Genomic DNA, 25,935 nt, shown 5'->3' on the forward strand with positions numbered 1-25,935 from the left:
CCTGGAGATATCATTATGACAGCGAACACAGTAACACCCCTGAATCCGGCCCGGGAGCCGGATGTTGATGCCCCGGTGCCAGAGGCACTCGCTGCGGGCCGACCGGTCCTGCAGGTGGACGGGGTCAACAAGATTTATGGGAATGGCACGGTCGCCCTGAAAGGAGCCGATCTGACCATAAAACAGGGAGAGTTCGTCAGCCTCCTCGGGCCTTCCGGCTGTGGCAAGAGCACCTTACTCCGGATTATGGCGGGTTTGGGTGAAGTGACCACCGGCACGGTCAAATGGTGGGAGCAGGATTACGGGGTGGTTGGCAGCAAGGGCCGAAAACTGGCCTTCGTGTTTCAGAATGCCACGCTGATGCCCTGGGCTCGGGTGCGCAAGAATATTCGTCTTCCGCTGGATCTGGAGCATGCTGGCAACGCACCGGAAGTCGAGAAAAAGATTGATGACGCCCTCGATATGGTGGGCCTGACGGGGTTCGATGAGAGTTTCCCTAGAGAGCTTTCCGGCGGCATGCAAATGCGAGCGTCCATCGCTCGTGCCATGGTGACCGAACCCGACCTGTTGTTGATGGATGAACCTTTCGGCGCCCTCGACGAGATGACCCGCAACAAGTTGAATGACGATGTCCTGAAACTCTGGAAAGAAAAAGGCTGGACCATTGTCTTCGTGACTCACAGTGTTTACGAGGCGGTCTATCTGTCCAGCCGGGTGGTAGTCATGGCAGCGCGCCCCGGACGGATCGTGGATGACATCGAGATCAAAGAACCCTATCCCCGTTCCCCTGATTTCCGGGTATCCACCGAATTTGCCGGATATTGTCGGCAGGTGTCGATGGCTCTCGAACGAGCCAGTGCCATGGGGGAAAAAAAAGAGGGGAATGATTCATGAAAACACCATTGATCCAGAATGAGCGTTTTGTTCAGATTGCGGCCCCTCTGGTTGTGGGCGTGTTAGTGCTTCTGATGTGGCAATTGACGGTGATGGCGTTTGAGGTCCCGAAATACATCGTACCCAGCCCCGTGGATATCGGACAGTCTCTGGTATCCGATTTCAGTTCTCTATTTAACGCCTTGTTGATGACCCTCAAGGTAACGTTCTTGGCCTTTGCTATTTCGGTTGTTGTGGGCGTGGCAGCCTCGTTGCTGTTCGTGCAGAGCAAGTGGATCGAGATCAGCCTGTTCCCCTATGCGGTATTGATGCAAGTAACACCGATTGTGGCCATCGCGCCATTGATTATCATCTGGGTGAACGACACCACTTGGGCTCTGACCATCTGTGCGGTAATCGTGGCGATTTTCCCGATCATCTCCAATACCACATTGGGGCTGCGCAGTGTTGATCCGAACCTGTTAAGTATGTTCCGGATGTACCGTACCAGCCGTTGGCAGGAACTGGTGCGTTTGCGTATCCCGAGCGCCTTGCCTTACTTCTTTGGTGGCTTACGTATCAGCTCTGGTCTGGCCTTGATCGGCGCGGTGGTGGCCGAGTTTGTCGCCGGCACCGGGGGCGCCAAGGCGGGCCTGGCCTACATGATCCTGCAATCCGGCTACAACCTGCAGATTCCCAAAATGTTTGCGGCCCTGATCCTGATCACCGTCACGGGGATTCTGCTGTTCGGGCTGATGGTCTGGATGTCGGACCGGGCTCTGCGTAACTGGCACGAGAGTGCATTGAAAGTTGAGCACTGACTATGTCGCATGCCGGTCCGGTAATGCCAACAGCGGGTACGGGCTACGCCTGGCGCAACGGATACCTGTTGGTGGCCTTTACCGCACTGGCCTGGGGGATTAATTTTCCCATCATGAAGATGGGTCTGGCCTATAGCCCGCCGCTTTTGTACACGACCTTGAGGATGCTCCTGGGGACTCTCACCATGTTCGTGATTGCCCGCATGATGGGGATTCTCCGGATGCCGCACCGAGCGGACATACCGGTGGTTTTCTCGGTTGGCATTCTTCAGAACATGGGGTTTATCACTCTGGTGACCTTTGGCATGCAGTATATGCCCGCGGGTCGGGCGGCGATTCTGGCCTATACCTCACCGATCTGGGTGGTGCCGGCAGCGGCCTTATTCCTCGGAGAGCGATTAACCCTGTTCAGAGCCTTGGGTACCGGACTGGGGCTTTCTGGTCTGCTGGCCATATTCAACCCGGTGACTGTCGACTGGCACGCCGAAGGCATGTTAATCGGGGGCGGCTTGATTGTCTTGGCGACGCTGGTCTGGACGGCGGGTTTGATTCATGTTCGCCGGCATCATTGGCGAGGTGATGTGCTGTCGCTGATTCCTTGGCAGTTGCTGTCGTCGATCTTCTTCTTGGTGCCTTTGTCGTTGGTTCTTGAGGATGTTTCCACTATCCGGTGGGAACCCGCTTTCTTGGTAAATATCCTTTTCAGTGGAGCCATCGCCTCGGGGCTATGCGTTGCAGCCCAGGTTGGCGCCATCCGTTCCCTGCCGGCGGTGACCATGTCCCTCAGTTCGGCAGCGGTCCCAGCGGTCGGCTTGATTTCCGCTGCCCTGATCCTGAATGAGCAGCCGGGCGTCCCGGACCTGGTCGGTTTCTGTCTGATTGGTCTCGGGATTTTAGTGGTAGGACTGGCGGACCGGCGACAGGCGACGATGTGTCGGTAGCCGCCGAAAAATGCAGATTTTTCCGACTCTAGCGGACACTCACAAGCAGATAGAACACATGGTGCAGGATCAGAATGACCGGCACCATGTGCTTTTGCAGTGATTATCTTGCTTCGATAATCGGCTTTCAATGATCCTTGAAGATCACGGCTTCATTGAGCGGAACACGTGTGGTCCGGGTCTTGTTGGCTTTGACTTCAGGATCTTCGTAACCGAAAGAAATACCGAAAAGAACACCCATATTCTCGTCCAGTCCGAAGGCCTCGCGCACCAGGTCCGGGTGCGATCTCAAGCTGCCCATTGCGCACGAACTGATGCCGTGTGCTGTCATTGCCAGCATCAGCGTTTGCGCGTAAATGCCGACATCAAGAGCTATAGTGGCGCCAAAGGAGCGATCCATACACAAGAAGGCTACATGCGGCGCGTCAAAGAACTCGAAGTTACGCAGCGCAGCGCGATTTCGCCCAGCTTTGTCATCGCGGGCGATCTCCATTTCCCCATACAGGGCCGAGGCGCACTCAACCTGGCGAATACGATAAGGACCATCAAATTTGTTGACGTAGCTGAAATCCGGCTCAGAGGGTATTCCCGTCATGGCCCGATCTACGAATTGTTTGCACAGCGAGTCACGCAGTGCGCCTGACGCCACGACGACTTCCCAGGGCTGCGTATTGCAATTTGACGGGGCTTTCTGGGCTTGTTCAAAAACCGCTCTCATCGTACTTTCTGGCACAGGTTTTGGTAAAAAACCACGGACGGACCGTCGCTGGTCAATCGCATCTGCCAGGGACATGTTGGGCTTGCTGATAGCGTTCATATGAGACTCCAGGAAACTGCAAGGCCGCTGGAGCGCTCGTGACGAGTGCTCCAGCGGGGCTGGCGGTGCTTAGAAAAACACACCCGGCAGCCAGGTAGCGATTTGCGGATAGATCATGATGATGGCAATGGCCAGTATCTCAATGATCACGAATGGAACAACGGAAGCGTAAATATCCTTCATGGTAATGCCCGGCGGAACCACGCCCTTAAGGTAGAACAAATTAAAGCCGAAGGGTGGCGTCTTGTAGCCGATTTCCATGTTGATCACGAACAGGATGCCGAACCAGATAGGATCAAAGCCGAGGGACTTCACGATCGGCATGAACACCGGCAGGGTGATCAGCATGATACCGACCGGGTCGAGCACCATGGCCAGGAAGAAGATGATTACCATCATGGCAATGATGATGCCCCAGGGGCCGCCGGGAATGTGCTGCATCATGCCTTCGATCAGTTCCTGGGCGCCCATGCTTTGATAGGCCGCGCTGAATGCGTGAGCGGCAAACAGGATCCACATGATCATGCCCGTGAGCTTGAACGTTCGGATAGCGGCTTCCTGCAAAATACCCCACTTGAGCTGACGATAGACGGCCGCCGATATCAGTGACCCGAGCACGCCCATAGCGGCGGCTTCAGTTGGCGTAGTGATACCGCCGATAATGGAGCCAAGCACCATGAAGACAACGCCGATGGGCAGCAGGACCGCTCTCAGGGCGCGAAACTTATCGGGCCAGGAGCCGCGCTCCTCAGGGGGCAGAGCGGGTGCCATATGTGGCTGGAGGGTTGACCGTACAACGATGTAAATGACGGTCATAACCATCAGCAGAACACCCGGCATAATACCCGCCGCAAACATCTGGCCTACGGATACGCCGGTGATCAGTGCGTAGAGAATCATCAGAATGCTGGGAGGGATCAGAATGCCCCAGCCACCACCGGTATTGATGACGCCCAAGGCCATCTTACGGTCGTAGCCGCGCTCCAGCATGGAGGGTAGTGCGATGGTGCCCATCGCAACCACGGCTGCGCCGCTGATACCAACCATGGCTGCAAATACCGCACAGATCACCAGGGTTCCTATTGCCAGGCCGCCGCGAAGGCCACCAAACCAAAGGTGCATCATCCGGTACAAGTCTCGTGCGACGCCGGTTCGCTCCAGCACCATGGCCATGAAGACAAACAGGGGGATAGCGACGAGGGTAAAGCTTTCCATCGTGCCCCAGATCTGCGAGGCCACCATGTAAAAAGAGTCAAACCCCCAGGTGAAGTAGAGGAAGACCACCGAAACACCACCGAGAACAAACGCCAGTGGTAAGCCCAGTAGCAGGAAGAACAGCAGCGAGCCAAAAAACAGGAGGGTCAGGACTTCAATGCTCACGACTGCTCTCCTTCAGAAATGTTTTGATCAGGACGGTAGTAGTCCAGGTCGAATGCGATGGCTATGTCTTCAAGGAGCTTGGCCAGGCCTTGAAGCACGAGCAGCCCGGTGCCGACCGGAATGGCAAGTTTGACCGGCCAGATGGGGGGGTTCCAGGCTGAGTAAGAGGTTTCCCAGCTTGCGATGGATTCGCTGGCCATATCGATGCCGAACCACAGCAGGGCAAGTGTAAAGATAAAAAATAACAGGGAGGTGGCAATGTCCATGACTGCCCGCTTGCGAGGTGGCAGTTGCGCGTGCAGAAGGTCGACATTCACATGGCCCCGGTGAGCCATGATGTAGCCCCCGGACATCACCGCATAAACGCCGAACAGCATTTGGGTCAGTTCGTTGGTCCAGACTGTGGGTGCATTCAACAGGTAACGGAAGCCGACTTCGAGCAGCAGGAACGCGAACATCGCGAAAACCAGCATGGCTATCCAGCGCCCGACGAAGTCATTAAGACGGGTAATCCCTGTTATGAATGCGGTCAGCATACTCATGACATTCTCCAGGAGGACGTTAGGTTTTTTTCAGGGAGAAAAAGGCCGGAGGTGAAAGACTCCGGCCATTGTTACTTGTTCAGGCTTTCAGCTCAGAGGTAGCCGAGATCGGACAGGTAGCCTTTCAACATATCCAGCGCCTTCTTTGTTCTGTCGCTACGCTCGCCTTCTTCGTCCCACATGGACTGGGCAGCTTGGACCAGTTTGTCCTGAACTTCGTCTGGCAGGACGTTCACCTGAACACCCTGTTCGGCGATGATCTTGGCCAGAGTTGTGCGCTCTTTATAAAGGTATTCGTTCGTGCGAATCCAGAACTGCTCGGCGAGTGCCTGTTTTACGATCACTTGCATGTCTTCCGGCAGCTTATCGAGAGCTTTCTGATTCACAAGGAAGACGTCTGTGCCCGCGATATTCAGAGCTGGCTGAACGTGATATTTGGCAACCTCATACAGGGACATACTGGCTGCGCCCTGAACTGCGCCCCAGTGAGCACCGTCAACAATGCCGGAATCCAGTGCGGAGTAGAGTTCGCTGCCCGGGATATAAGATGCGGCAGCACCCGCTTCGGTCAGAAACTTCTGCAGGACACCGGAGGAGCGGATTTTCAGTTTAGTGAAATCATCCCAGTTGTTGATCGGGTTTTTAACGACTATTTCCGTCGGAAACACTTTGTCTGTGGACCAATAAACACCATGCTCTGCCGCTTCGTCACGAAGCATTTGTTCGAAGCCCAGTTGCTGGTGGAAGTACGCCGCTTCCCAAACATTGCGAAATGCAAATGGCAGTCCGGAAGCAATGCCTGCAAGAGAGACTTTGTCTTGAGCGTACGATGGTGAGATCGCACCCATCTCCAGGATGCCACGGCTCACTGCGTTGAAGGTGTCTTTGGCTTTGAAGAGGGCGCCGGCTTCATAGATGTTGAGCTTCAGGCGTCCGTCGGTACGTTCCTCTATGACACGTTTCAGTCGCAACATACTGTCCGTGTAGGAAGAGCTGGCCGCGGGCCAGTGTACTTGTACTTTCCAGGTGAAGGTTTCCTGAGCGGCAGCGGGTGCAGCGCTAAGGGTGGCGGTAACGCCAAGAGTCAGGGCTGACGCGTAAACGGTCAGGGTTTTGCGTAAGGTGGCAAAGATGTTCACGGCTATGCCTCATTCGTTGTTGTGGTAGAACCTGTTATTGTTTCACTCTGCAAAATTTGTGATTGCAGGGTGAATTTAAGTTCCCTGAATCTATCATAAGATCGGGTTTATGCAATAGGATGTTTGATACCAAATCAACAGAATGTTTCTGGAAGGATAATTCAATGATTGAAAGAGAGCAGTTCGAAGGTGTGCTTCACCTTGTCATTAATCGCCCCGAAAAGAAAAACGCCCTGACCCGGGCAATGTACCAGGCACTCGGTGCCGCGGTAACCGATGCCAATAACGATGAGACTGTAAGCGCCATCGTCATCTCCGGAGCCGGTGGTGTGTTCACCGCAGGCAACGATCTGGATGACTTCCGGGCAAGGGCCACGGATGAAACCCCGAAGCCCTCGGACGGGCTGGCGTTTATTGAGGTACTGATGGATTGCGATACGCCGGTCATTGTCGCTGTTGAAGGCCTGGCAATCGGTATTGGTACAACATTGCTGCTACACGTAGATGTTGTGGTGTCGGCCGAAAATGCGAAATTCAAAACGGCGTTTGTGGACCTTGGGCTGGTGCCGGAAGCGGCTTCTACGGTAACCATGCCCCTGCACCTCGGGGCTCGAAAAGCCACTGACTTGCTCTTACTGGGCGAGACAATCAGCGGTCGCGAAGCGAAGGAGTGTGGGCTGGTCAGTCGCACTGTGCGAGACGGAACGGCGGTAGCAGAGGCGTTGGTAATGGCCGAAAGCCTCACAACTAAGCCTCGTCAAGCTCTGCGGGCTACCAAGCGTCTGATTCGTGCGCCCTGGCGCGAACAGGCAAAACAGGCAATGGAGCGTGAGCGAGATGTGTTTGCCGAGCGGCTTCGATCCGAAGATTGCCGGGTAGCCCTGGATAGGCTGGCCCGGCGTTAAGGGAGATTAGAGTGCGGCCTTTTGCCAATAGGGTGCGCGCAGTTCCCGTTTCAGGATTTTGCCTATGGTGGAGCGGGGAAGTTCATGGCGGAACTCAATAGCTGAGATCCGCTGGCTCTTGCCCAGTTGCTCGTTGGCCCATTCAAGAATCTCAGGCCCGGAATGATTATGTCCGGGCTTGAGAACGACCAGACCCAGGGGGGTTTCACCCCATTGTTCGCTGGGAATGCCGATAACCGCAACATCATCCACTGCAGGGTGCGCCAGCAGGGCCTTTTCAAGATCCACCGCGTAGATGTTGAAACCACCCGAGATGATCATGTCCTTGCGGCGATCGAGAATATGGATAAACCCGTCCTCGTCGATTCGCCCCATATCCCCACTACGATAAAAAATATCGCCTTCAGGGCTGGTCCATAACATTTCCTCGGTCTGCTCGGGCCGGTTCACATAGCCCCGCATCATCGAAATGGCGCGACCAACGAGCTCGCCGGTTTCGCCTTTAGGCAGTTCACGGCCATCATCGTCGATCACCCGCACTTCAGCGCCCTCTGTGGGCACGCCCACCGTGCTCCATTTGTCCGGGTGTGCGGCGCAGTCCAGGCTGGTGGAAATGCCGCCTTCGGTCAGTCCGTACACCTCACGGATGTTGCCGGGCCAGCGTGCCATGGCATCCCCTATAACGTCTGGTCGCAGTGGAGCACTGGTGCACAGCTTTAGCTTGAAGCTGGATAGATCAAAGTGATCAAATTCTGGCTCAGCCAGAATCCTCTGATATTGCACCGGTACCAGCATGGCGTGCGTGACGCGGTGCGTCTCTGCCAGCTCCAGAAAGCGCCGAGCATCAAATTTTGCCATCAATACCAGGGTGCCACCGTGAAACAGCGTGGGTAACACGGATACCAGCGTCGTATTGGAATAGAGCGGTGTTGAAACCAGGTTAATGGCATCGCCATCCAGTCCGAAACGGCTCATACGCACCATCTGGCGTTGCCGGAAGCGGTAGTCGTGAAGGATGCCCTTCGGGGTGCCTGTGGTTCCGGAGCTATAGATGATGTTAAACGGGGCGTCCAGTGATACATCCGCGGGCCGGGCCTCAGCTGAGGCGTTAGCCATCCAGTCACCCAGTGTCTGGCCAATTCCTTTGCCGTCTTCGCCCAGAGCAATAATATGGTCGTCCACTATTTCGCTTAACTCGGGCCGAAAACTATCAAGGAGCGCGCGGTTTTTCTGGGAAACAAACAGAAATTGTGCACCGCAATCAGCCAGCATCAGCTGCAGTGCTTCAGCACTGGCCATACCTGACAGCGGCACCATGCAGCCGCCCGCCGCAAGTGTACCCAGGTACAGCGCGACGTAATCGGCACTGTTCTCTGACAATGCTGCGACTGTGTCACCTTGCTGCAGGCCGGCGTCTCTTAAACGATTGGCTATCCGATTGGACTGTTCCAGAAGGCCCTGCCAGCTCAGAGTGCCCTGTTCACTAATCAGTGCCGGGTGATCTGGCTGCGTGTTGGCAAACGTCTGTATACGGTGGCAGATCGCCTCCATCGGCTCGTTGGGGGTTACGGGTGCATACACCGGCATTTCGCTCAAATTACTTTTCATTTTTATTCCTTGTGCTGTCATCGTGTTTTGACTAGTGAAACTTGCTTCCGATATATTGACTCCAAAGCGTAATGCATGACAAATTAATGCGAAAGCAAAACCGATAGCGTAATAATAAAACCAAGAGCACAAGGAACAACGGTATGAGGCGTATTGATGATCGGGTGGCTATTGCCACCGGTCAGGCGCTGCCGGTCGACGGCGGCAACACAGCTTCTTTGAACCTGCCAGGAATGAAAGCGTAATGGACAAGAAAGAACCCCTTTATCTCGACAGTTCGGAGCTACCTGGCTTTCACAACATACTCGGCTACCGCCAGGCCTCCTGGGAAGAAAACGAAGCGGTTATTGAGTTGGAGTTGCAGCCCAAGCATCTGAATCTGGGTGGCGTTATTCACGGTGGCGTGCTGACCTCGCTGCTGGATATTGCCTTGGCTCAGGCTGGTACACATTGCCCTTACCCGGGGCGGATGCGTAAAGCGATCACCTTGTCTTTGACCACCACTTTCACCGGGCAGTGCTCCGGCGGCACCATTCGTGTGACTGGGCGCAAGCGGGCCGGTGGTACGCGAATTTTCAACAGCAATGGCGAGGTTCATGACGATAAAGGCAACCTGCTTGCCATTGCTGAAGGCACGTTCCGGATTCGCTCCGGCAGCGATAAGCCGGAAGGTGTCCCTATCTGATTTGCAGTCGTTAAAACAAGAACCTGACGGGCTCCCAAAGCCGGCCACAGACCTGATACCAACAATAAGGAAGTCAATATGTTCGCGTTGTCTGATAAAGCTAAAAAACTGCAGGCGCAGCTGACTGAGTTCATGGATGCGAACATCTATCCCAATGAGGCCAAGCATCACGAACAGATTGAAGCGGCCGAGAACCGCTGGGCACCGGTACCGATCATTGAAGAACTGAAAGCAAAAGCCAAAGCCCAAGGCCTCTGGAACTTGTTTCTGCCGGAGAGCGATCTGGGTGCCGGTCTGACCAACTTTGAATATGCCCACCTTTGCGAAATTATGGGCCGCTCTGAAATGGCTCCGGAGGTGTTCAACTGCTCCGCGCCAGACACCGGAAACATGGAAACCATCGCCCGTTACGGTAATGAGGAGCAGCAGGAACAGTGGCTGAGGCCGTTGCTGGCCGGGGAGATTCGTTCGTGCTTCTCCATGACCGAGCCCGAAGTAGCCTCTTCGGATGCCACCAATATTGCCTGTGAGATTCGCCGAGAGGGTGATGAATATGTGATCAATGGCAAAAAATGGTGGTCGTCCGGTGCCATGACCACTTCCGCCAAAATTGCCATCGTTATGGGCAAGACCGACCCGGCTGCACCTAAGCATCAGCAGCAATCCATGATCCTGGTTCCTCTGGATGCTCCCGGCGTAAAACTGACCCGTCCGTTGACGGTGTTTGGGTATGACCACGCACCTCACGGTCATGCCGAGATTCACTACGAGAACGTACGGGTTCCTGTCAGCAATATGTTGTTGGGTGAGGGGCGCGGATTTGAAATCGCTCAGGGTCGCCTTGGGCCGGGCCGCATTCACCACTGCATGCGCACGATTGGCGTTGCTGAACGTGCGTTGGAAATGATGTGCAAACGCGCCAATCAGCGCGAGGCATTCGGCAAATCCCTGTCCAGTTTTGACTCTATCCGCAAGGACATTGCTCGCAGCCGTATCGAGATTGAGCAGGCCCGGCTTATGACGCTAAAGGCAGCCCACATGATGGATACTGTGGGCAATAAGGTCGCTCGTCAGGAAATCGCCATGATCAAGGTGATTGCTCCGAGCATGGCGTTGAAGGTGCTCGATCGTGCCATTCAGGTGCACGGCGGCGCTGGCGTAAGCCAGGACACCTTCCTGGCCTCAGCATGGGCCAAAGTGCGGACGTTGCGGCTGGCCGATGGTCCGGACGAGGTGCATCTGGACTCTGTTGCCAAGATGGAGCTCCGTCAGTACCGCTAATCAGACTAAAACCTTGGTGGCACAGCGTTCAGAGGGGCATTCCCTGCACGCTGTTCCCGCACGTTCCTGAAGCTTCGAGTATGAGGATCGAGTTATGAATAACCCGCTTTTTGATATGACTGGAAAGGTTGCCCTGATTACGGGTTCTACAAAAGGTATTGGCCGTTCAATCGCTGAAGAAATGGCCCGGCTGGGCGCCAAAGTTGTTATCTCCAGCCGCAAAGCCGAAGCCTGCGAGCAAGTGGCAAATGAATTGAACGCCCAGGGTTATGAGGCCATAGCCATACCCTGCCACGTCGGAAAAAAAGATGACCTTCAGAACCTGGTGAACAAAACCAACGAAGCCTGGGGTGGTATCGACGTACTGGTATGTAACGCCGCCACCAACCCGGTTTACGGCCCAACCTCCGAAATGACCGACGAGGCCTGGGACAAGATCATGGACACCAACGTCAAAGGCACTTTCTGGCTCACGAATATGGTGCTGCCGCAGATGGCGGAGAAAGGTGAGGGCGCGATCGTATTGCTGTCCAGCATCGCCGGAATCCGTGGCAATACCACCATCGGCACCTACGGTGTATCCAAAGCCGCAGAAGCAGCGCTGGCAAGAAATCTGGCGGTGGAATGGGGTCCGAAAGGCATCCGTATCAACAGCATCGCCCCGGGTCTGATCAAAACCGATTTCGCTAAAGCACTCTGGGAAGATCCCGTACGTGTGAAGCGCGCGGAAGACAAAACCCCGTTAAGACGAATCGGCGATCCAGTCGATATTGCTGGCCTGGCGGTATTCCTGTCAACCAAAGCCAGTGCATACATAACCGGCCAGACCATAGTCGCCGACGGCGGCGAAACTATCTGCTGAGCGGCCAATAACCCAAACAAAGCATCGGTCGCAGACCATCGCCTCAGCACAAAGTCGCCAACAATAATGAAGGCAGTAAAAAAAATGAGCATAACCCCAGAGCTGGTAGACGTCCTCCCGGCCCACCAATTCGACGAAGCTAAACTTCTGTCCTGGCTCCAGCAAGCCATGCCGGGTTTCGGAAACCGCCTTGTTGTAAAACAGTTCCAGGGCGGCCAGTCCAATCCGACCTACCTGCTGGATACTGACAGTGGCCGCTATGTCCTGCGTAAGAAGCCACCGGGAAAAACGCTTCCTTCTGCTCACATGGTTGAGCGGGAATATAAGGTTATCCGTGCGCTGTCAGATAACACCTCCTTGCCGGTACCCAAGGCCCGCGTGCTCTGTGAAGACAGTGATGTGATCGGCACACCGTTTTATATAATGGACTTTCTTGAGGGCCGCATCGTCAGTCATTCAGCGTTGCGCGCACTGGACCGCAAAGAAAGACTGCCGGCCTATCAATCCGCCATCGACACGCTGGCCGAGCTGCACTCCGTTGATGTGAATGCGGTGGGTCTGTCTGATTTCGGTCGTCCGGAAGGCTATGTCGCCCGGCAGGTAGCGCGCTGGAGCAAACAGTACCTGGCCGCTAAAACGGACGAGATGCCGGCCATGGACAAGCTGATGGCGTGGTTGCCCGAAAACCTCCCTTCGACGGATGAGTGTGCTATCGCCCACGGAGATTATCGTTTCGGCAACCTGATGTTGGCACCGGATCAGCCTGAGGTGATTGCGATTCTGGACTGGGAGCTTTCTACTCTCGGGCACCCGCTGGCGGATCTGGCCTACTGCTGCCTGCCTTATCATTTGCCATCCGATATGCCGGGTATGCGCGGGTTGAAGGGCGAAGACCTGGAGGCACTGGGTGTTCCGGATGAGGCGGAAATCATCGCCCGCTACTGCGCTAAAACGGGTCGTGAAGGCATCGCTGACTGGCACGTGTATCTAGCATTTTCATTGTTCCGGTTGGCGTCTATTGTTCAGGGCGTATACAAGCGCGCGTTGGATGGTAATGCTGCCAACGCCAATGCTCTGGAAGTGGGCGCGCGGGCGAGTATGCTAGCCGAGACCGGCTGGAAAATTGCCTGTGAAGGAGAAAGAGCATGACGGCTCCCATTGTAAGGCGCATTCTCATTACCAACGACGATGGCATCAACGCGCCGGGGTTGGCGAGGCTGGAAAAGATTGCCCGTAATCTGGCGGAAGAAGTCTGGGTGGTTGCCCCGGAGCACGATCGAAGCGGCGCAGGGCAGAGCATTTCCATACACCATCCTTTGCGGGTATACGAAACCGGAGATAAGCGTTTTGCGGTTTCTGGTACTCCGGCAGATTGTGTGCTGTTTTCCCTTGCCCAGTGGTTTGGCGAAACGCCTCCGGATCTGGTGCTGTCTGGCGTTAACTGTGGTGCCAACATCAGTGATTCGGTGCAGTATTCAGGTACGGTGGGAGCCGTGCTCAGCGCCCAGCATATGAACATTCCTGCCATTGCCCTGAGCCAGGCATTCTTATCCAGAGACGGCATTCAGTGGGGACCGGTTGAACGCTTCGGTGAGACGGTCATCCGACAGCTGTGGCAGCCCGGTGAAAACCGCGCCTGGAACGTGAATTTTCCCGCTTGCGATGCCGACGACATTGTCTCTGCGCGCCTTTGTCATCAGTCCAGTGGCTCCATTCAGGACGCCAGACTGCTGGCTGGGCAGGATGCCCGTAGCCTGCCTTACTGGTGGCTAGGGTTTAATCGGAGCTCCCAGCACATCGTGGATCCGGACTCGGATGTGGCGGTGCTGAGAGATAAAGCCATCGCCATCGCCGCCCTGCGGCACGAAGGATCCCTGCCGGGGGATATCAAAGAGCTTGATCTGTCCTCCATGCCGACAAATTGAATTTAACCTGAAGAGAACAAGAACCATGTTCACACGCCATTACGATGTCTGGCCCAAAGAACTGCCAAAGACAATGACCCTGCCGAATACCAGTGTTTTTACCAATCTGGAAATCTCGGCCCTGCGGTACCCTGATCATACCGCCATTATTTTCTATGATGCGCACATCACATACCGTCACTTGTTGGCGGAAGTAGAGGCCATGGCAGGCTACCTGCAGGCACAGGGTGTTAAAAAAGGTGATCGGGTGCTGCTGTATATGCAGAACTCGCCGCAGTATGTCATTTCCTACTACGCGATTTTGCGCGCAGATGCCGTCGTAATTCCGGTGAATCCGATGAACCGGACTGCTGAGTTGGAACACTATATCGCGGATACCCAAGCCGCTGTATGTCTGGCGGGCCAGGAGCTCGTGGACTACATTGCGCCGCTGGTAAAAACGACGGACCTTGAGCAGGTAGTAGTCGCCTCATACAGCACCTACATTAAACCGAATACCGACCTGGAACTGCCCGCAGAAGTGGCAGCCCCGGCCTGGTCCGGCGATGTAACCGGTGTGGTGAGCTGGGAGAGTGCGATGGCGCCAGGCCATAGTCCTTCAGAGCACACCGCAGGCCCGGACGATCTGGCGGTGTTTCCGTACAGTTCGGGCACCACCGGCGCGCCTAAAGGCTGCATGCACACCCATCGCTCGGTAATGGCAACAACGGTACACCGGGTGTTCTGGAACCTGAGTACCCCCGACAGCGTGCAATTGGCTACCCTGCCATTTTTCCATGTAACCGGCATGACGGGTTCCATGAACGGGCCGATCTTTTCGGGCTCCACGGCTGTGATTATGACGCGCTGGGACCGAACCACGGCCTCAAAGCTCCTGGAACGATACAAGGTCACAGCCTGGACCAACATCGTTACCATGGCGGTGGATTTTCTCTCTAACCCGGATATTGGCAACTACGATCTCTCCAGCCTGATCATGATTGGTGGCGGAGGCGCGGCCATGCCGGCCGCTGTTGCAGAAAAACTGAAAAAGCTGACAGGCCTTGATTACATCGAAGGTTACGGCATGTCCGAAGCCATGGGTGCGACCCACATTAACCCCAATGCTCGCCCCAAAGACCAGTGTCTGGGAATTCCGGTGTTTGATGTGGATAGCCGGATTATTGATCCAGAAACATTTAAAGAGGTGGGGCCGGGGGAAACTGGTGAGATCGTGACCAATGGCCCGCAAGTAACCCTTGGATACTGGAACCGGCCTGCTGAAACGGAAGCGTCCTTCATCGAGATTGATGGTAAACGTTTCTTCCGTACCGGCGATCTGGCGTATTACGATGAGGAAGGTTATTTCTTCATGGTTGATCGTCTTAAGCGAATGATCAATGCCTCCGGGTTCAAAGTCTGGCCGTCGGAAGTTGAGGCCTTGATGTACCGCCACCCGGCTATTCATGAAGTGTGCGTGATCTCGGCGCCAGACCCCAAACGTGGTGAGACGGTAAAAGCCTGCATCGTGCTCACACCTGACGCCGAGGGAAGCACCAGTGTTGAGAATATTACCGACTGGTGTCGGGAATATATGGCGGTCTATAAAGTGCCGACCGTTGTTGAATTCGTGACGGCGTTGCCGAAATCGCCTACGGGCAAACTGATGTGGCGAGCGCTTCAGGACGAAGAATGGAAAGGACGAGCGGAGGCATGAAAAATACGCCCAGTGTTCTGATTGTTGGTGCGGGAGCTATCGGGAGTTTTTATGGTGCGATACTCAAAAGGGCCGGTTGTTCTGTTAGCACGGTGTTGCGATCAGATTATGACGCAGTCAGAGCCCAGGGCATCCGTCTAACCAGCCCGCTTGGAGATCTATCGTTCGAGCCTGATCATGTCTACCGCGATGGTGACCAGGCTGACGAAGCGCCGGACTTTCTGATTCTGTGTGTAAAAGTGCTGCCCGGTGTAGACCGGGTCGCACTGGTTGCTCCCTGGATGGGGAAGAAAACTTGTTTGGTACTGATTGAAAACGGCCTCGATATCGAGAAAGAGCTGGCTGACGCCTACCCGGATAATCCGCTTGTCAGCTGTCTGGCCTTCATTGCCGCGAGCCGGACTGAGTCTGGTGTCGTTGAACATAAGGCCTATGGCAAGCTGGTGCTTGGGCGGTATCCGGAAGGTATTGATGCGAACTGCAGGACCCTGTCTGGGCTGTTTATAGACGGCGGTATAAAGATTGATCTCACTGAACGTGTGGTGGGTGAACGCTGGCGCAAGTGCGTCTGGAACACACCCTTTAACCCGCTGTCTGTCATTGCCAACGGTGCGGATACCCGGACTATTCTGGACACGGAAGGCGGTGAAGTATTGATCCGGGCCATGATGGCTGAGGTTATGAGTGTCGCTGCAGCCGAAGGCTATCCCCTGGATGAGGGGCTGGTCGATCAGAACATTGATGCGACACGGAAGATGCCCGCCTACAAGAACAGCATGGCGCTGGATTATCTGAATGATCGCCCGATTGAACGCGAGGCCGTGCTGGGTAATGTGGTCGCGCTGGCCATGCACCATGGCATTGCTGTGCCTCACCTGAACACGGTGCTGGTTACTCTGAAAATGCGGGCGGCTTTGGAAGGGCGGGGATAGTATTTCGGGAGTCTTCAGGCTCTTTTATTCAGACGTAAGGTTAACAAAAACGGGCCGCTTCCACTGGAAGCGGCCCGTTTTTGTATCTATTTCACAGCAATTGGCGCTCCCTGTCCGCGGTTGTCGAGCCAAACCATGGCGACAAGCACAACGGAGATGATGCCACCAAGGACACTGGTCATCAGTCCGGGGAAGCTGAACGCAAAACCGGCGGCAGCCAGTGGCAGCCTCAACAGCGTCCTGACCCGACCTACGCCTAGCAACCAGCCTTCGAATCCAGCGCAAATGAGCATGATGCCGGCAACGATGGAGGGCAGAAGGTAGGTGAGCGGCATCAAGTCTCCCTGCAGTACCAGCGATGGCTGGAACAGGAAGAACAGGGGCACGAAGTAGATGACCACTCCGAGGCGCATGGCCATGAACGACGTCTGCATCGGCTTGGCACCGGCGATGGTGCCGGCCAGAAACGCTGCCGCACCGACCGGTGGGGTGATTGCCGAGACCATCGCGTAGTAGACGATGAAGAAATGTACGGCGATCTTGTTCAGTCCACCGACTTCGATGATGGCAGGCGCCAGGGTCACGGCCAGGAATATGTAAGCGACGATTGCCAGCCCCGCCATGCCCATGATGAAGCAGGCCAGTATGCCGAACAGGAGGACCAGATAGATGTTTCCACCGCCCATACCCACGAGACCTGAAGTGAGCGAGCCAGTGACGCCGGTGATGGTCAGCGCGCTAACCACGAAGGCAATCGGCAGGATGATGGCCGCTGTCTGTGTGACCAGGACACCGATCTGTCGGGCTGTCTCGTAGGTCTTTTTCGGCGTCATCCAGGTATCACGCTGAAGAAACGATAGGGCAATCATCAAGAGGCTGGCATACCATGGCGCGTAGTATTCCCAGCGCATGTAGAGTAAGCCCCAGACCAGAAAGATCATGACCAGGAGATACGGCCAGCCACGCTTTAGTACCCGGCGTGCCGACGGTAACTGGCTCTGTGGTACGCCCTTCATGCCAGTGCGGGCCGCATAGGCATCGACCTGCAGCAGCAAACCAAAGTAGAACAACAGCGAGGGAATGATGGCTGCGATCAGGATGGTGGCATAGTCCACGCCGATGGTGATGGCCATGACGAACGCGATGGCACCCATCACCGGCGGCATAACCACCCCACCCATGGACGCACAGGCTTCGATTGCGCCGGCGTAGTGTGGCGGATAACCAGCCTTTTTCATGGCCGGGATAGTAATGGAACCCGTACCGGCGATGTTGGAGAAAACCGATCCGGACAGGCTGCCAAAGAACGCGCTGGCGACTACCGAGACTTTTGCGGGTCCACCCCGGTAGCGGCCAAATCCGGCATTCGCAAGGTCGATAAAGAATTGGCCTGCGCCTGTGGCGAGTAGCACGCCGGCGAAGACCAGGAAGCCGAGGGTGATCTCTGCAACGATCTTGGTGGTGATGCCCATCATGCCTTCCGCGCGAAAGACGTGAGCCGCCATCATGCGATCGAATTCGTAGGGAATACCCATCAGCAGACCGGGAAGCATGTCCGCGACCAGAGGGTAGATACCCAACACCAGCACTACCAGCAGGAACGGGAATCCGCCACTGCGGCGGGCCAGTTCGAGCATTAATAACGCTATAACAGTGCCCAGAATGTGATGGGTCCAGCCGGTTTGTACCATTTCCCAGGCGTGGGCGGAAAAGTAGAAGCTGACCGTCAGCGCAATGATCGCGGCAACGATATCGTAGATTGGCACCTTTTTATGGCGTGGCGTGGCGGGGAGGGCGATATACGCAGCTGCGGTGAAACAGCCAATGAATATCCAGTAGTACTGCCCCTCCAGCAGGGGCTGATTATCCCAGGTTGCGCCGAAGATATAGGCTGCGCCGACGGTCACACCGGTGACGCAAAGAATAACAAAGATAATGCTCTGCCAGGAGAAGAGGCCGCCAAGTCGGGTGACTTCCGACTGCGGCATCGTGTCCTGCGCTTTCGATGGTGTGTTGTTCATGATTAGCTGCCCGAATGGCCTGATAAAACGGTCAATGTGCAACGAGCATGTGGGCGGCGTTAGCTACCCACATGCTCATTATTACCTGCCGATTAAAGTCGGGATCTGAACGGTTCCAATCCCTCGGTGTGCTTGTCGAGAATATCCCGATACTCCGGATTATCGAAACTCATCTTGACCCGATTTTCTCCTGCTTCGGCCATGGCGGCTTTACGAGCCTCCATCCAGCGGTCCATTTTGGCAATGGCTTGCTGGTTCCAGATATCGTCCTCTTCTGTCCAGGCTCCGACTTCCCGCAGATACTTCACTGTGCCTTCGTGAACGGGTAGTGGCGTGCGGTCGAGGTAGTTACGGAATTGCTCCAGTGACATGCGCGCGGCTAGCGGGTGCGTGCCCTTGTAGTCGTCATAGGATTCGTGGAACCACTTCGCCAGGTTATAGGCCAGGTCGGTATCCATGTCTTCGGGTGCTGCATAGACGAAGTTCGATGTGGCTCCGTCGATACCGTGGGCTGAGGAAACACCGATACCGATCTCTGTAGGAACAACCATCGAGCTGTGATCAAGAAAACGATCCCATGCCTCTGTGTTGTCCGAATCCATCGGCAGCCAGCGAATGCCGCCGGGTGCGCCTTCCATTTCCGACAGCAGGCCGCTGATGGTTGCACACCAGGCAACATCAACCTTGCCCTCGACGACGGAGCGGCAGTTCTCGGCGTAGCTGCTAGCAGGCACGTAGCTAATGGTTTCCTGTGCTTCTTCTTCCGACAGTCCGAGGTAGGCGGGTAGGGATTTTCTGGCCGTGGTCGTCATGGCGGATGTCCAAATGCCATCCGACATCCGAACGCCGCCTTTCTTCAGGTCTTCAACGGTCTTGAGCTCGGAATCGCCCGCGACAACCAATCCCCAGGGCGTGTCATTGTGATGCCATACGATGCGTTGCGGGACAGGTTTGGTGGCAGCATAGGCGCCATGACCTTCAGTTTGAAGCCGGGCTTCCGCTACGCTCGATGAGCTGATATGGATATTCTTGTCGACGGTCAGGCGCTGGTAACGTATGAATTCGGAGTCTTCGGGTATAACGCGTACCGCCATTCCCGCCTGTTTTTGCAGGATGGGCGCCCAGGCGTTGGACGACGCGAAGCCCCCGGTTGCCGTGCTGGGTGTGCCGACAATCAGCATTCTAGGCCAATCGAAGTCGTTGCCCTGGGCAAGGCTTCCCGAACTGATAGTTAGTGCTGCGGTGATGGATGCAGCGGTATAGACACGTCGCCATTGGTTTTTGATGATCATATTCCACCTTTTTTATACTTTATAGTTTCAGAAATGTCAGACCTGAGCTTATGAGTCGAGCGTAAAGGGTCAGGTTACATACATCGCCAGGTTTTCCGTTACACAGGCCGGTTTGTCCTGTCCTTTTATTTCGACGGTGGTTTTGTAAACCGCCAATGTTCGGTTGTCGTCTACGGGGGTAACGTCGATCAGTTCAATCTTGGTCCGGATGTCGGAGCCAGCGGGCACCGCTGCCGGGAAGCGCAGTTTGTTCGTTCCATAATTAATGGTGGCGGTGGCCCCGGTTACCCGCAAAGCCTGTGGGCTGAGCTGGGCAATCAGCGACACCGTCAGATAACCATGAGCGACCGGGCTCTTCCAAGGGGACTCCCGTTTTGCCCGTTCTACGTCTACATGGATCCACTGATGATCTCCCGTGGCATCGGCAAATGCCCCGATCATCTCTTGGGTGATGGTCAGCCAGGGACTATAGCAACACAGAGTGTTCTTGTGGCTAGCCAGATTGTCGAGTTGTATTTCCGTCATGCTGCCTCCTTTTATACCGCGTAACCGGGGTTTTTGTTGTCGAGTAGTCGCAATAGGGCAGGCCAGGTGAGCTTCGCTGCGCTGCCCAGTGCCTGTGACTGTTCTGCAGTTGTCTGGATCGCTTGTTCTGAGGGCATGCACACAGGGCCGCAACTTTGTGCTTTCACCTGTATCTCGCAAGCCTTCATGAGGAAATAGAGGTATGTGAAGGTTTCAGGCACGTCTTTGCCGGCGGTCAGTACACCATGATTGCGTAGCATCATCATGGACTTATCGCCAAGGTCACGTATCAGACGTTCACGCTCATCGAGGTTCAGGGCAACGCCCTCGTAATCGTGGTAGCTCAGGTGGTCCAGGCATAGCATGGCCGTCTGGCTCAGGGGTAAAAGGCCATCTCGATGGGCAGAAACGGCTACGCCATCGGCGGCATGAAGGTGCATCACCGCGCCAGCATCGTCGCGCCCCATATGTACGGCACTGTGAATGGTAAAACCGGCAGGATTCACCCGGCCAAGCCCACCGGATTCCACTACCTGACCGTCTTTGTCGACCTTCACCAGAGAGGACGCGGTAATTTCGTGGAACAGCAGACCGTAAGGGTTAATCAGGAAATGGTGTTCGGGACCTGGTACCCGGGCTGATAGGTGGGTAAAAACCAGATCGTCCCACCCGAACAGGGCGACGAGTCGGTAAGCGGCGGCCAGTTCACAGCGAGCCTGCCACTCTGCAGCTCGTAGGGCTTTTACGTCGGAATCTGAGGTGTTTGTTGTCATATTGTTCACCTTTTCTGACTGTGCAATAAAAAAAGGGGGGGGGAAATCACCCCCCCCCAAAAAAGACCTCTCATTGGTAACACAGAGGTCTCAGGCTCACTGATCAAGGGGGTTTAGTGTGCCTGTAACAAAGACGCGTGGCGCTCCAGGTGGAAGTCGTCGTCACCCAACTGATGATTGATCATGATCAGGCGCTTGGCGTAATGGGCAAAGTTGTATTCCCAGGTCATACCAATGCCACCATGGGACTGAACGCCTTTCTCTGAAATAAACTGCCCGCTACGGCCAATGATGTTTTTGGCGGCAGACAGCACGCGACGGCGTTCGTCATTTTGTTCCGCATCCGCCACGCTGGCGGCCAGAATGGCCATTGAACGGGCCTGCTCCAGTTCCGACATCATGTCGACCATGCGGTGCTGCAACACCTGAAACTTGCCGATGGGAATGCCAAATTGCTTACGCTGCTTCAGATAATCCAGCGTCAGTTCGTTGGCAACTTCCATCACGCCGACAGCCTCTGCGCACAGCGCTGCAATGGCACGGCCTGACTGATATTCAATAGCCTCGAAGGCATTACCTTCTTCGCCCAGCAGGGCATCGGCACTGACCTGGACGTTGTTCAGGATCAGGTCACAACCTTTGAAGCCGTCAGTCGTCGGGTACTCCCGGCGCTCGATTCCGGCAGTGTCTGCTTTGAGAGCGAACAGGCTGATGCCGCCGGTATCACGAGACTCGCCAGAGGTGCGTGCAGAAACCAGAATGACGTCAGCACAATGCCCGCCAATCACGACGGCCTTTCGGCCATTAAGGAGATAGCCGTCGCCATTTTGTTCGGCGCGGGTTTCCACGTCGCTCAGGTTGTAGAAGCTCTGGGGCTCCTGAAGCGCAACCGCTGCTTGCAGTTCACCGCTGGCAATACCGCCCAGCCAGGTTTCTTTCTGGCTGTCATTACCGGCCTGGCTGATAAGGCCGCCGCCGAAAATGACAGACTGCAGGTACGGCTCAAGGCACAGCCCACGACCCAATTCGGTCATGACGGATTGCACTTCTACGCCACCACCACCAAAGCCGCCCAGTTCTTCGGCAAATGGGACAGCTGTCAGGCCCAGTTCACTGAGCTGTTTCCAGAAGTCGACGCTGAACCCGGCGTCAGTTTCACTGTACTCCAGACGCTTCTCAAAGCTGTACTCACCGCGCACCAAGCGGGCCACGGTGTCCTGCAGCATCTGCTGCTCTTCATTAAGTCGGAAATCCATGGTTGCCTCCTTAGAGCCCGAGAATCATTTTCGAAACGATGTTTTTCTGGATCTCGTTGGACCCACCGAAAATCGAGAGCTTGCGATTGTTGAAGTAGTGTGCGGACACCGGGGCAGCATTCTCGTCAGATAAGAAATCACCGTCGTAATCGAGGTCCAGTTCTTCGGCCACAAACGGAATGGCGTAGGGGCCAATAGCCCGGCGAGCCAGATCGTTAATGGCCTGACGAATCTCTGTGCCTCTGACCTTCAGCATCGAGCTTTCCGCTCCGGGTACGCCTCCGCCTTCGACGGCGGCAATAATGCGCAGGTTGCTGATGGTGGCCGCGGTAAGGTCGATCTCAATCTGGGCAATACGCTGGCTGAATGAGGTGTCCTCAATCAGCGGTCGGCCATTCTTGATACGACGGGAGGCAAGTTCTTTCAGGTGCGTCAGTGCGGCTTTGGAAAGGCCAATGCCAGCGAGACCGGTGCGCTCATAGGTGAGCAGGAACTTGGCGTAGGTCCAGCCTTTGTCTTCCTCTCCGACCAGGTTCTCAACGGGAACCTTCACATCTTCAAAGAAGACTTCGTTCACTTCGTGCTCACCGTCAAGGGTGATGATCGGGCGAACGGTGATGCCGGGCGTGTTCATATCGATCAACAGGAAGGAAATGCCTTCTTGTGATTTTACCTCAGTGTTGGTGCGCACCAAGCAGAAAATCATGTTGGCGTGCTGGCCCAGCGTGGTCCAGGTTTTCTGACCATTGACGATGTAGTGGTCGCCCTGGCGAACAGCCCGTGTTTTCAGGGATGCCAGGTCGGATCCGGAACCGGGCTCGGAATAGCCCTGACACCACCAGTCTTCACCGCTAAGGATGCGGGGCAGGTAGGCCTGCTTCTGTTCTTCAGTGCCGAATTTGATGATAACCGGCGCTACCATGTTCACGCCGAACGGGATAGAGCGAGGCGCGCCGTACCGGCAGGACTCCTCGTCCCAGATGTGCTTTTGAACCGGCGTCCATTTAACACCGCCGTATTCTTCAGGCCAGTGTGTGGCGTACCACCCTTGCTTGCACAGAATCTGTTGCCAGCGTTGGTGGTCTTCTTTGGACAGATGACGGAGACCCTTCACTTTTGCAGCGAGGTCAGCCGGCAGCTTCTCATCCAGGAATGCTCGCACTTCGTTGCGAAAAGCGAGCTCCTCGGCGGTATAGTTCATGTTCATTGAATAGCCTCGTCGTTTTGGACTTATTGGGTTCAGCTAAACGCTGCGATACCGGTCTGGCCACGGCCAAGAATCAGGGCGTGCACATCATGGGTGCCTTCGTAGGTGTTGACCGCTTCGAGGTTCATGACGTGACGGATTACGTGATACTCGTCGGCAATACCGTTGCCACCGTGCATGTCGCGGGCAACACGTGCGATATCCAGTGCTTTGCCGCAGTTGTTGCGTTTTAGCAGGGAGATCGCATCGGGAGTGACGCTGCCGTCATCCATCATGCGGCCTAGTTGCAGAGCGGATTGCAGGCCGAGGGTGATTTCTGTCTGCATGTCCACCAGCTTTTTCTGAACCAGTTGGTTGGCAGCCAATGGCCGGCCGAACTGTTTGCGCTCCAGGGTGTAGTTGCGGGCTGCGTGCCAGCAGAATTCAGCGGCGCCCAGAGAACCCCAGCTGATACCGAAGCGGGCTTTGTTCAGGCAGCTGAACGGGCCTTTCAAACCTTCGACTTCCAGCTTGTTTTCATCCGGCACAAACACCTCATCCATAAAGATGGAGCCGGTGTCGGATGCGCGCAGTGAGAACTTGCCCGGAATCTTGGGGGTTTCCAGACCCTTGGAGCCTTCACGTTCAATAACAAAGCCGTTTACTTTGCCGTCCAGCTTGGCCCAGACCACGCACACGTCGGCGATAGGGGAGTTGGTAATCCAGGTCTTGGAGCCGCTTACCAGGTAGCCACCGTCCACTTTCTTTGCCCGGGTTTCCATGCCGCCGGGGTCAGAGCCGTGGTTGGGCTCGGTCAAACCAAAACAACCCACCATTTCGCCAGAGGCCAGCTTGGGCAGAAGGCGTTTTTTCAGGGCTTCCTGGCCGAACGCATGAATCGGGTGCATCACCAGTGAGGATTGAACGCTCAGTGCGGAACGGTATGCAGAGTCAACACGCTCGACTTCGCGGGCAATCAATCCGTAGCAGACATGGTTCAGACCGGGGCCGCCGTATTCTTCCGGAAGGGTTGCGCCAAGCATGCCCAGTGCGCCCATTTCGTTGAAAATATTGCGGTCGAACTTTTCGTGGCGGTTGGCCTCGGTGATGCCCGGCATCAGGCGCTGATCACAGAAACTGCGAATGCTGTCCCGAACCTGACGCTCGGTTTCATCCAGCTGTTTGTCAAACTGCAGAAGGTCATCCCAAGATGTGGAAGTCATTTTTTAGTTCCTATTTAAAATCAGTTGTTTACGCGTTCAATTACAGCTGCGATACCTTGGCCAACGCCAATGCACATGCTGATCAGGGCGTAGCGGCCACCGCTGCGTTCGAGCTGGCGGGTGGCGGTGAGTGCGATGCGTGCGCCAGATGCACCAAGCGGGTGACCAACGGCGATGGCACCTCCGTTCGGGTTCAACCGGGGGTCCGTGTGAGCGATACCCAGTTTGGTTGTGCACCCGAGAACCTGAGCGGCAAAGGCTTCGTTAATCTCGATGACATCCATATCCTTGAGCGTCAGGCCGGCACGAGCCAGTGCCTTTTCGCAGGCTGGAACCGGGCCCAGCCCCATAACCCTAGGTGAAACGCCCGCAATTGCGGCCGAAACAATACGCGCTCGGGGTTGAATGCCGGCGCGCTCGCCAGCTTCCCGGGAGCCGATGATCAGGGCTGCTGCGCCATCGTTAATGCCAGAGGCATTGCCTGCCGTGACAACGCCGCCTTCAAAGAGGGGGCGCAGTCCCGCCAGTGCTTCGGCGGTGGACTGAGGGCGAGGGTGTTCGTCCTGATCGACGGTGATGGGGGGCTTTTTACGGCCTTGGGGTACGTCGATTGCGAGGATTTCGTCCTCATAGAAGCCGGCGCGACGGGCCTCTTCGTAGCGAGCCTGGCTCTGGGCGGCAAACTGATCTGTCAGCTCCCGGCTCAGACCAAGTTCGCGGGCAATGTTGTCGGCGGTTTCCGGCATGGTATCTGCGCCGAAAGCGCTCTCAATACGTGGGTTCGGGAAGCGTGCGCCGATAGTGCTGTCGAATGCCCGGAAATCCCGGCTGAAAGGGGTTTCACTTTTGGCCATTACGAAGGGCGCGCGGCTCATGGACTCCGCACCGCCCGCAACAAACAGTTCGCCCTCGCCGCAACGAACGGCACGGGCAGCGTCCATTATGGCGGCGAGGCCGGAACCGCAGAGCCGGTTCACTGTTAGTCCGCCGGTCTCTTCGGGAAGTCCAGCCAGCAGCCCGGCATGGCGGGCCAGGTTACGGGCATCTTCACCGGCCTGGTTGGTGCAGCCGGCAATGACATCTTCATAGCTTTCCGGGGCAAACGTATTGCGCTCAACAAGAGCCTTGATCACGCTGGCCAGCAGGTCATCAGGTCGAACCCGGGCCAGGGAGCTGGCGTGCCGTCCAAATGCGGTTCTCAGGCCATCATAGATAAACGCGCTCATAGTTTTTCCTCTGGAGTATGAACAGG

General features: G+C 55.8%; 24 protein-coding genes. 11 read left to right on the forward strand and 13 right to left on the reverse strand.

Features of this window, described 5'->3' with window-relative positions; all coding sequences use genetic code 11:
- The first annotated feature begins 15 nt into the window (after positions 1–15).
- From VOI14_RS01585 to VOI14_RS01595, 3 genes are read left to right on the forward strand one after another with little or no spacing between them, the layout of a single operon-like run.
- Positions 16–894 carry an ABC transporter ATP-binding protein gene (locus tag VOI14_RS01585; protein ID WP_323750265.1) on the forward strand — a complete coding sequence of 293 codons (879 nt, stop codon included), beginning with the start codon at positions 16–18 and terminating at the stop codon, positions 892–894.
- Complete coding sequence (locus VOI14_RS01590) at positions 891–1,694, forward strand: ABC transporter permease (RefSeq protein WP_323750266.1); 804 nt, start codon at positions 891–893, stop codon at positions 1,692–1,694. The genes VOI14_RS01585 and VOI14_RS01590 overlap by 4 nt, the downstream gene beginning before the upstream one ends.
- Positions 1,695–1,696: 2 nt before the next feature.
- Entirely contained in the window at positions 1,697–2,635 is a 939-nt protein-coding gene (locus VOI14_RS01595; RefSeq protein WP_323750267.1) for a DMT family transporter, read from the forward strand.
- Between the two features lie 127 nt (positions 2,636–2,762).
- Here VOI14_RS01595 and VOI14_RS01600 read toward each other — a convergent pair whose 3' ends face one another.
- The 4 genes from VOI14_RS01600 to dctP all read right to left on the reverse strand — a co-directional run bounded on the left by VOI14_RS01600 (position 2,763) and on the right by dctP (position 6,513).
- The gene (locus tag VOI14_RS01600; protein WP_323750268.1) at positions 2,763–3,452 is read right to left on the reverse strand and encodes a nitroreductase; all 690 of its coding nucleotides are present in this window, start codon (positions 3,450–3,452) and stop codon (positions 2,763–2,765) included.
- Between the two features lie 69 nt (positions 3,453–3,521).
- Complete coding sequence (locus VOI14_RS01605) at positions 3,522–4,832, reverse strand: TRAP transporter large permease subunit (RefSeq protein WP_323750269.1); 1,311 nt, start codon at positions 4,830–4,832, stop codon at positions 3,522–3,524.
- Positions 4,829–5,374, reverse strand: coding sequence for a TRAP transporter small permease subunit (locus VOI14_RS01610; RefSeq protein WP_323750270.1), 546 nt, complete (start codon positions 5,372–5,374; stop codon positions 4,829–4,831). The genes VOI14_RS01605 and VOI14_RS01610 overlap by 4 nt, the downstream gene beginning before the upstream one ends.
- A gap of 92 nt (positions 5,375–5,466) precedes the next feature.
- A complete protein-coding gene (dctP, locus tag VOI14_RS01615) occupies positions 5,467–6,513 on the reverse strand; it encodes a TRAP transporter substrate-binding protein DctP (RefSeq protein WP_323750271.1) in 1,047 nt (348 codons plus the stop codon).
- A gap of 164 nt (positions 6,514–6,677) precedes the next feature.
- Between dctP and VOI14_RS01620 the strand changes: the two genes are divergently transcribed.
- Entirely contained in the window at positions 6,678–7,418 is a 741-nt protein-coding gene (locus VOI14_RS01620) for an enoyl-CoA hydratase/isomerase family protein (RefSeq protein ID WP_323750272.1), read from the forward strand.
- A 6-nt stretch (positions 7,419–7,424) separates the two neighbouring features.
- On the opposite strand, the gene VOI14_RS01625 is transcribed toward VOI14_RS01620, so the two are convergent.
- Positions 7,425–9,026, reverse strand: a complete 1,602-nt coding sequence (locus tag VOI14_RS01625) for a class I adenylate-forming enzyme family protein (protein ID WP_323750273.1) — start codon at positions 9,024–9,026, stop codon at positions 7,425–7,427.
- Between the two features lie 244 nt (positions 9,027–9,270).
- Between VOI14_RS01625 and VOI14_RS01630 the strand changes: the two genes are divergently transcribed.
- The 7 genes from VOI14_RS01630 to VOI14_RS01660 all read left to right on the forward strand — a co-directional run bounded on the left by VOI14_RS01630 (position 9,271) and on the right by VOI14_RS01660 (position 16,407).
- Positions 9,271–9,711: a PaaI family thioesterase gene (locus VOI14_RS01630; RefSeq protein ID WP_323750274.1), complete on the forward strand. Its 441-nt coding sequence runs from the start codon at positions 9,271–9,273 to the stop codon at positions 9,709–9,711.
- Positions 9,712–9,789: 78 nt separating this feature from the next.
- Positions 9,790–10,992 (forward strand): acyl-CoA dehydrogenase family protein, encoded by a 1,203-nt coding sequence (locus VOI14_RS01635; RefSeq protein WP_323750275.1) that lies wholly within the window; start codon positions 9,790–9,792, stop codon positions 10,990–10,992.
- 94 nt (positions 10,993–11,086) lie between these two features.
- Complete coding sequence (locus VOI14_RS01640; protein WP_323750276.1) at positions 11,087–11,854, forward strand: SDR family oxidoreductase; 768 nt, start codon at positions 11,087–11,089, stop codon at positions 11,852–11,854.
- Between the two features lie 84 nt (positions 11,855–11,938).
- Positions 11,939–13,003 (forward strand): phosphotransferase, encoded by a 1,065-nt coding sequence (locus tag VOI14_RS01645; protein WP_323750277.1) that lies wholly within the window; start codon positions 11,939–11,941, stop codon positions 13,001–13,003.
- Positions 13,000–13,779 carry a 5'/3'-nucleotidase SurE gene (gene surE / locus VOI14_RS01650; protein ID WP_323750278.1) on the forward strand — a complete coding sequence of 260 codons (780 nt, stop codon included), beginning with the start codon at positions 13,000–13,002 and terminating at the stop codon, positions 13,777–13,779. The genes VOI14_RS01645 and surE overlap by 4 nt, the downstream gene beginning before the upstream one ends.
- 25 nt (positions 13,780–13,804) lie before the next feature.
- Entirely contained in the window at positions 13,805–15,475 is a 1,671-nt protein-coding gene (locus tag VOI14_RS01655) for a long-chain fatty acid--CoA ligase (RefSeq protein ID WP_323750279.1), read from the forward strand.
- On the forward strand, positions 15,472–16,407 hold the full coding sequence (locus VOI14_RS01660; RefSeq protein WP_323750280.1) for a 2-dehydropantoate 2-reductase: 936 nt from the start codon (positions 15,472–15,474) through the stop codon (positions 16,405–16,407). Before VOI14_RS01655 ends, VOI14_RS01660 begins: the two co-directional genes overlap by 4 nt.
- 86 nt (positions 16,408–16,493) lie before the next feature.
- Here the strand turns inward: VOI14_RS01660 and VOI14_RS01665 are convergent, their stop codons facing one another.
- From VOI14_RS01665 to VOI14_RS01700, 8 genes are all read right to left on the reverse strand, one after another.
- The gene (locus VOI14_RS01665) at positions 16,494–18,428 is read right to left on the reverse strand and encodes a TRAP transporter fused permease subunit (protein WP_323750281.1); all 1,935 of its coding nucleotides are present in this window, start codon (positions 18,426–18,428) and stop codon (positions 16,494–16,496) included.
- A 92-nt stretch (positions 18,429–18,520) separates the two neighbouring features.
- Positions 18,521–19,720, reverse strand: coding sequence for a TAXI family TRAP transporter solute-binding subunit (locus VOI14_RS01670; RefSeq protein ID WP_323750282.1), 1,200 nt, complete (start codon positions 19,718–19,720; stop codon positions 18,521–18,523).
- Between the two features lie 69 nt (positions 19,721–19,789).
- Entirely contained in the window at positions 19,790–20,245 is a 456-nt protein-coding gene (locus tag VOI14_RS01675) for a MaoC family dehydratase (protein WP_323750283.1), read from the reverse strand.
- Positions 20,246–20,256: 11 nt separating this feature from the next.
- Positions 20,257–21,018, reverse strand: coding sequence for a class II aldolase/adducin family protein (locus tag VOI14_RS01680; RefSeq protein ID WP_323750284.1), 762 nt, complete (start codon positions 21,016–21,018; stop codon positions 20,257–20,259).
- 113 nt (positions 21,019–21,131) lie between these two features.
- Positions 21,132–22,274, reverse strand: coding sequence for an acyl-CoA dehydrogenase (locus VOI14_RS01685; protein WP_323750285.1), 1,143 nt, complete (start codon positions 22,272–22,274; stop codon positions 21,132–21,134).
- A gap of 10 nt (positions 22,275–22,284) precedes the next feature.
- On the reverse strand, positions 22,285–23,481 hold the full coding sequence (locus tag VOI14_RS01690) for an acyl-CoA dehydrogenase family protein (protein WP_323750286.1): 1,197 nt from the start codon (positions 23,479–23,481) through the stop codon (positions 22,285–22,287).
- Positions 23,482–23,513: 32 nt separating this feature from the next.
- A complete protein-coding gene (locus VOI14_RS01695; RefSeq protein ID WP_323750287.1) occupies positions 23,514–24,683 on the reverse strand; it encodes an acyl-CoA dehydrogenase in 1,170 nt (389 codons plus the stop codon).
- A gap of 20 nt (positions 24,684–24,703) precedes the next feature.
- The gene (locus VOI14_RS01700; RefSeq protein ID WP_323750288.1) at positions 24,704–25,909 is read right to left on the reverse strand and encodes a 3-oxoadipyl-CoA thiolase; all 1,206 of its coding nucleotides are present in this window, start codon (positions 25,907–25,909) and stop codon (positions 24,704–24,706) included.
- Positions 25,910–25,935 lie beyond the last annotated feature (26 nt).

It is taken from the genome of Marinobacter sp. (assembly GCF_034669625.1).
GTDB lineage: Bacteria > Pseudomonadota > Gammaproteobacteria > Pseudomonadales > Oleiphilaceae > Marinobacter.

Bases quoted from the DNA above. Each gene is read 5' to 3' on its own strand.
- VOI14_RS01690 (WP_323750286.1), bottom strand. From the start codon at position 23,481: ATGAACATGAACTATACCGCCGAGGAGCTCGCTTTTCGCAACGAAGTG.
- VOI14_RS01700 (WP_323750288.1), bottom strand. From the start codon at position 25,909: ATGAGCGCGTTTATCTATGATGGCCTGAGAACCGCATTTGGACGGCAC.
- VOI14_RS01620 (WP_323750272.1), top strand. From the start codon at position 6,678: ATGATTGAAAGAGAGCAGTTCGAAGGTGTGCTTCACCTTGTCATTAAT.
- VOI14_RS01640 (WP_323750276.1), top strand. From the start codon at position 11,087: ATGAATAACCCGCTTTTTGATATGACTGGAAAGGTTGCCCTGATTACG.
- VOI14_RS01590 (WP_323750266.1), top strand. From the start codon at position 891: ATGAAAACACCATTGATCCAGAATGAGCGTTTTGTTCAGATTGCGGCC.
- VOI14_RS01600 (WP_323750268.1), bottom strand. From the start codon at position 3,452: ATGAACGCTATCAGCAAGCCCAACATGTCCCTGGCAGATGCGATTGAC.
- VOI14_RS01630 (WP_323750274.1), top strand. From the start codon at position 9,271: ATGGACAAGAAAGAACCCCTTTATCTCGACAGTTCGGAGCTACCTGGC.
- VOI14_RS01655 (WP_323750279.1), top strand. From the start codon at position 13,805: ATGTTCACACGCCATTACGATGTCTGGCCCAAAGAACTGCCAAAGACA.
- VOI14_RS01585 (WP_323750265.1), top strand. From the start codon at position 16: ATGACAGCGAACACAGTAACACCCCTGAATCCGGCCCGGGAGCCGGAT.
- VOI14_RS01660 (WP_323750280.1), top strand. From the start codon at position 15,472: ATGAAAAATACGCCCAGTGTTCTGATTGTTGGTGCGGGAGCTATCGGG.
- VOI14_RS01645 (WP_323750277.1), top strand. From the start codon at position 11,939: ATGAGCATAACCCCAGAGCTGGTAGACGTCCTCCCGGCCCACCAATTC.
- VOI14_RS01665 (WP_323750281.1), bottom strand. From the start codon at position 18,428: ATGAACAACACACCATCGAAAGCGCAGGACACGATGCCGCAGTCGGAA.
- VOI14_RS01695 (WP_323750287.1), bottom strand. From the start codon at position 24,683: ATGACTTCCACATCTTGGGATGACCTTCTGCAGTTTGACAAACAGCTG.
- VOI14_RS01635 (WP_323750275.1), top strand. From the start codon at position 9,790: ATGTTCGCGTTGTCTGATAAAGCTAAAAAACTGCAGGCGCAGCTGACT.
- VOI14_RS01595 (WP_323750267.1), top strand. From the start codon at position 1,697: ATGTCGCATGCCGGTCCGGTAATGCCAACAGCGGGTACGGGCTACGCC.
- surE (WP_323750278.1), top strand. From the start codon at position 13,000: ATGACGGCTCCCATTGTAAGGCGCATTCTCATTACCAACGACGATGGC.
- VOI14_RS01680 (WP_323750284.1), bottom strand. From the start codon at position 21,018: ATGACAACAAACACCTCAGATTCCGACGTAAAAGCCCTACGAGCTGCA.
- VOI14_RS01670 (WP_323750282.1), bottom strand. From the start codon at position 19,720: ATGATCATCAAAAACCAATGGCGACGTGTCTATACCGCTGCATCCATC.
- VOI14_RS01625 (WP_323750273.1), bottom strand. From the start codon at position 9,026: ATGAAAAGTAATTTGAGCGAAATGCCGGTGTATGCACCCGTAACCCCC.
- VOI14_RS01610 (WP_323750270.1), bottom strand. From the start codon at position 5,374: ATGAGTATGCTGACCGCATTCATAACAGGGATTACCCGTCTTAATGAC.
- VOI14_RS01685 (WP_323750285.1), bottom strand. From the start codon at position 22,274: ATGGATTTCCGACTTAATGAAGAGCAGCAGATGCTGCAGGACACCGTG.
- VOI14_RS01675 (WP_323750283.1), bottom strand. From the start codon at position 20,245: ATGACGGAAATACAACTCGACAATCTGGCTAGCCACAAGAACACTCTG.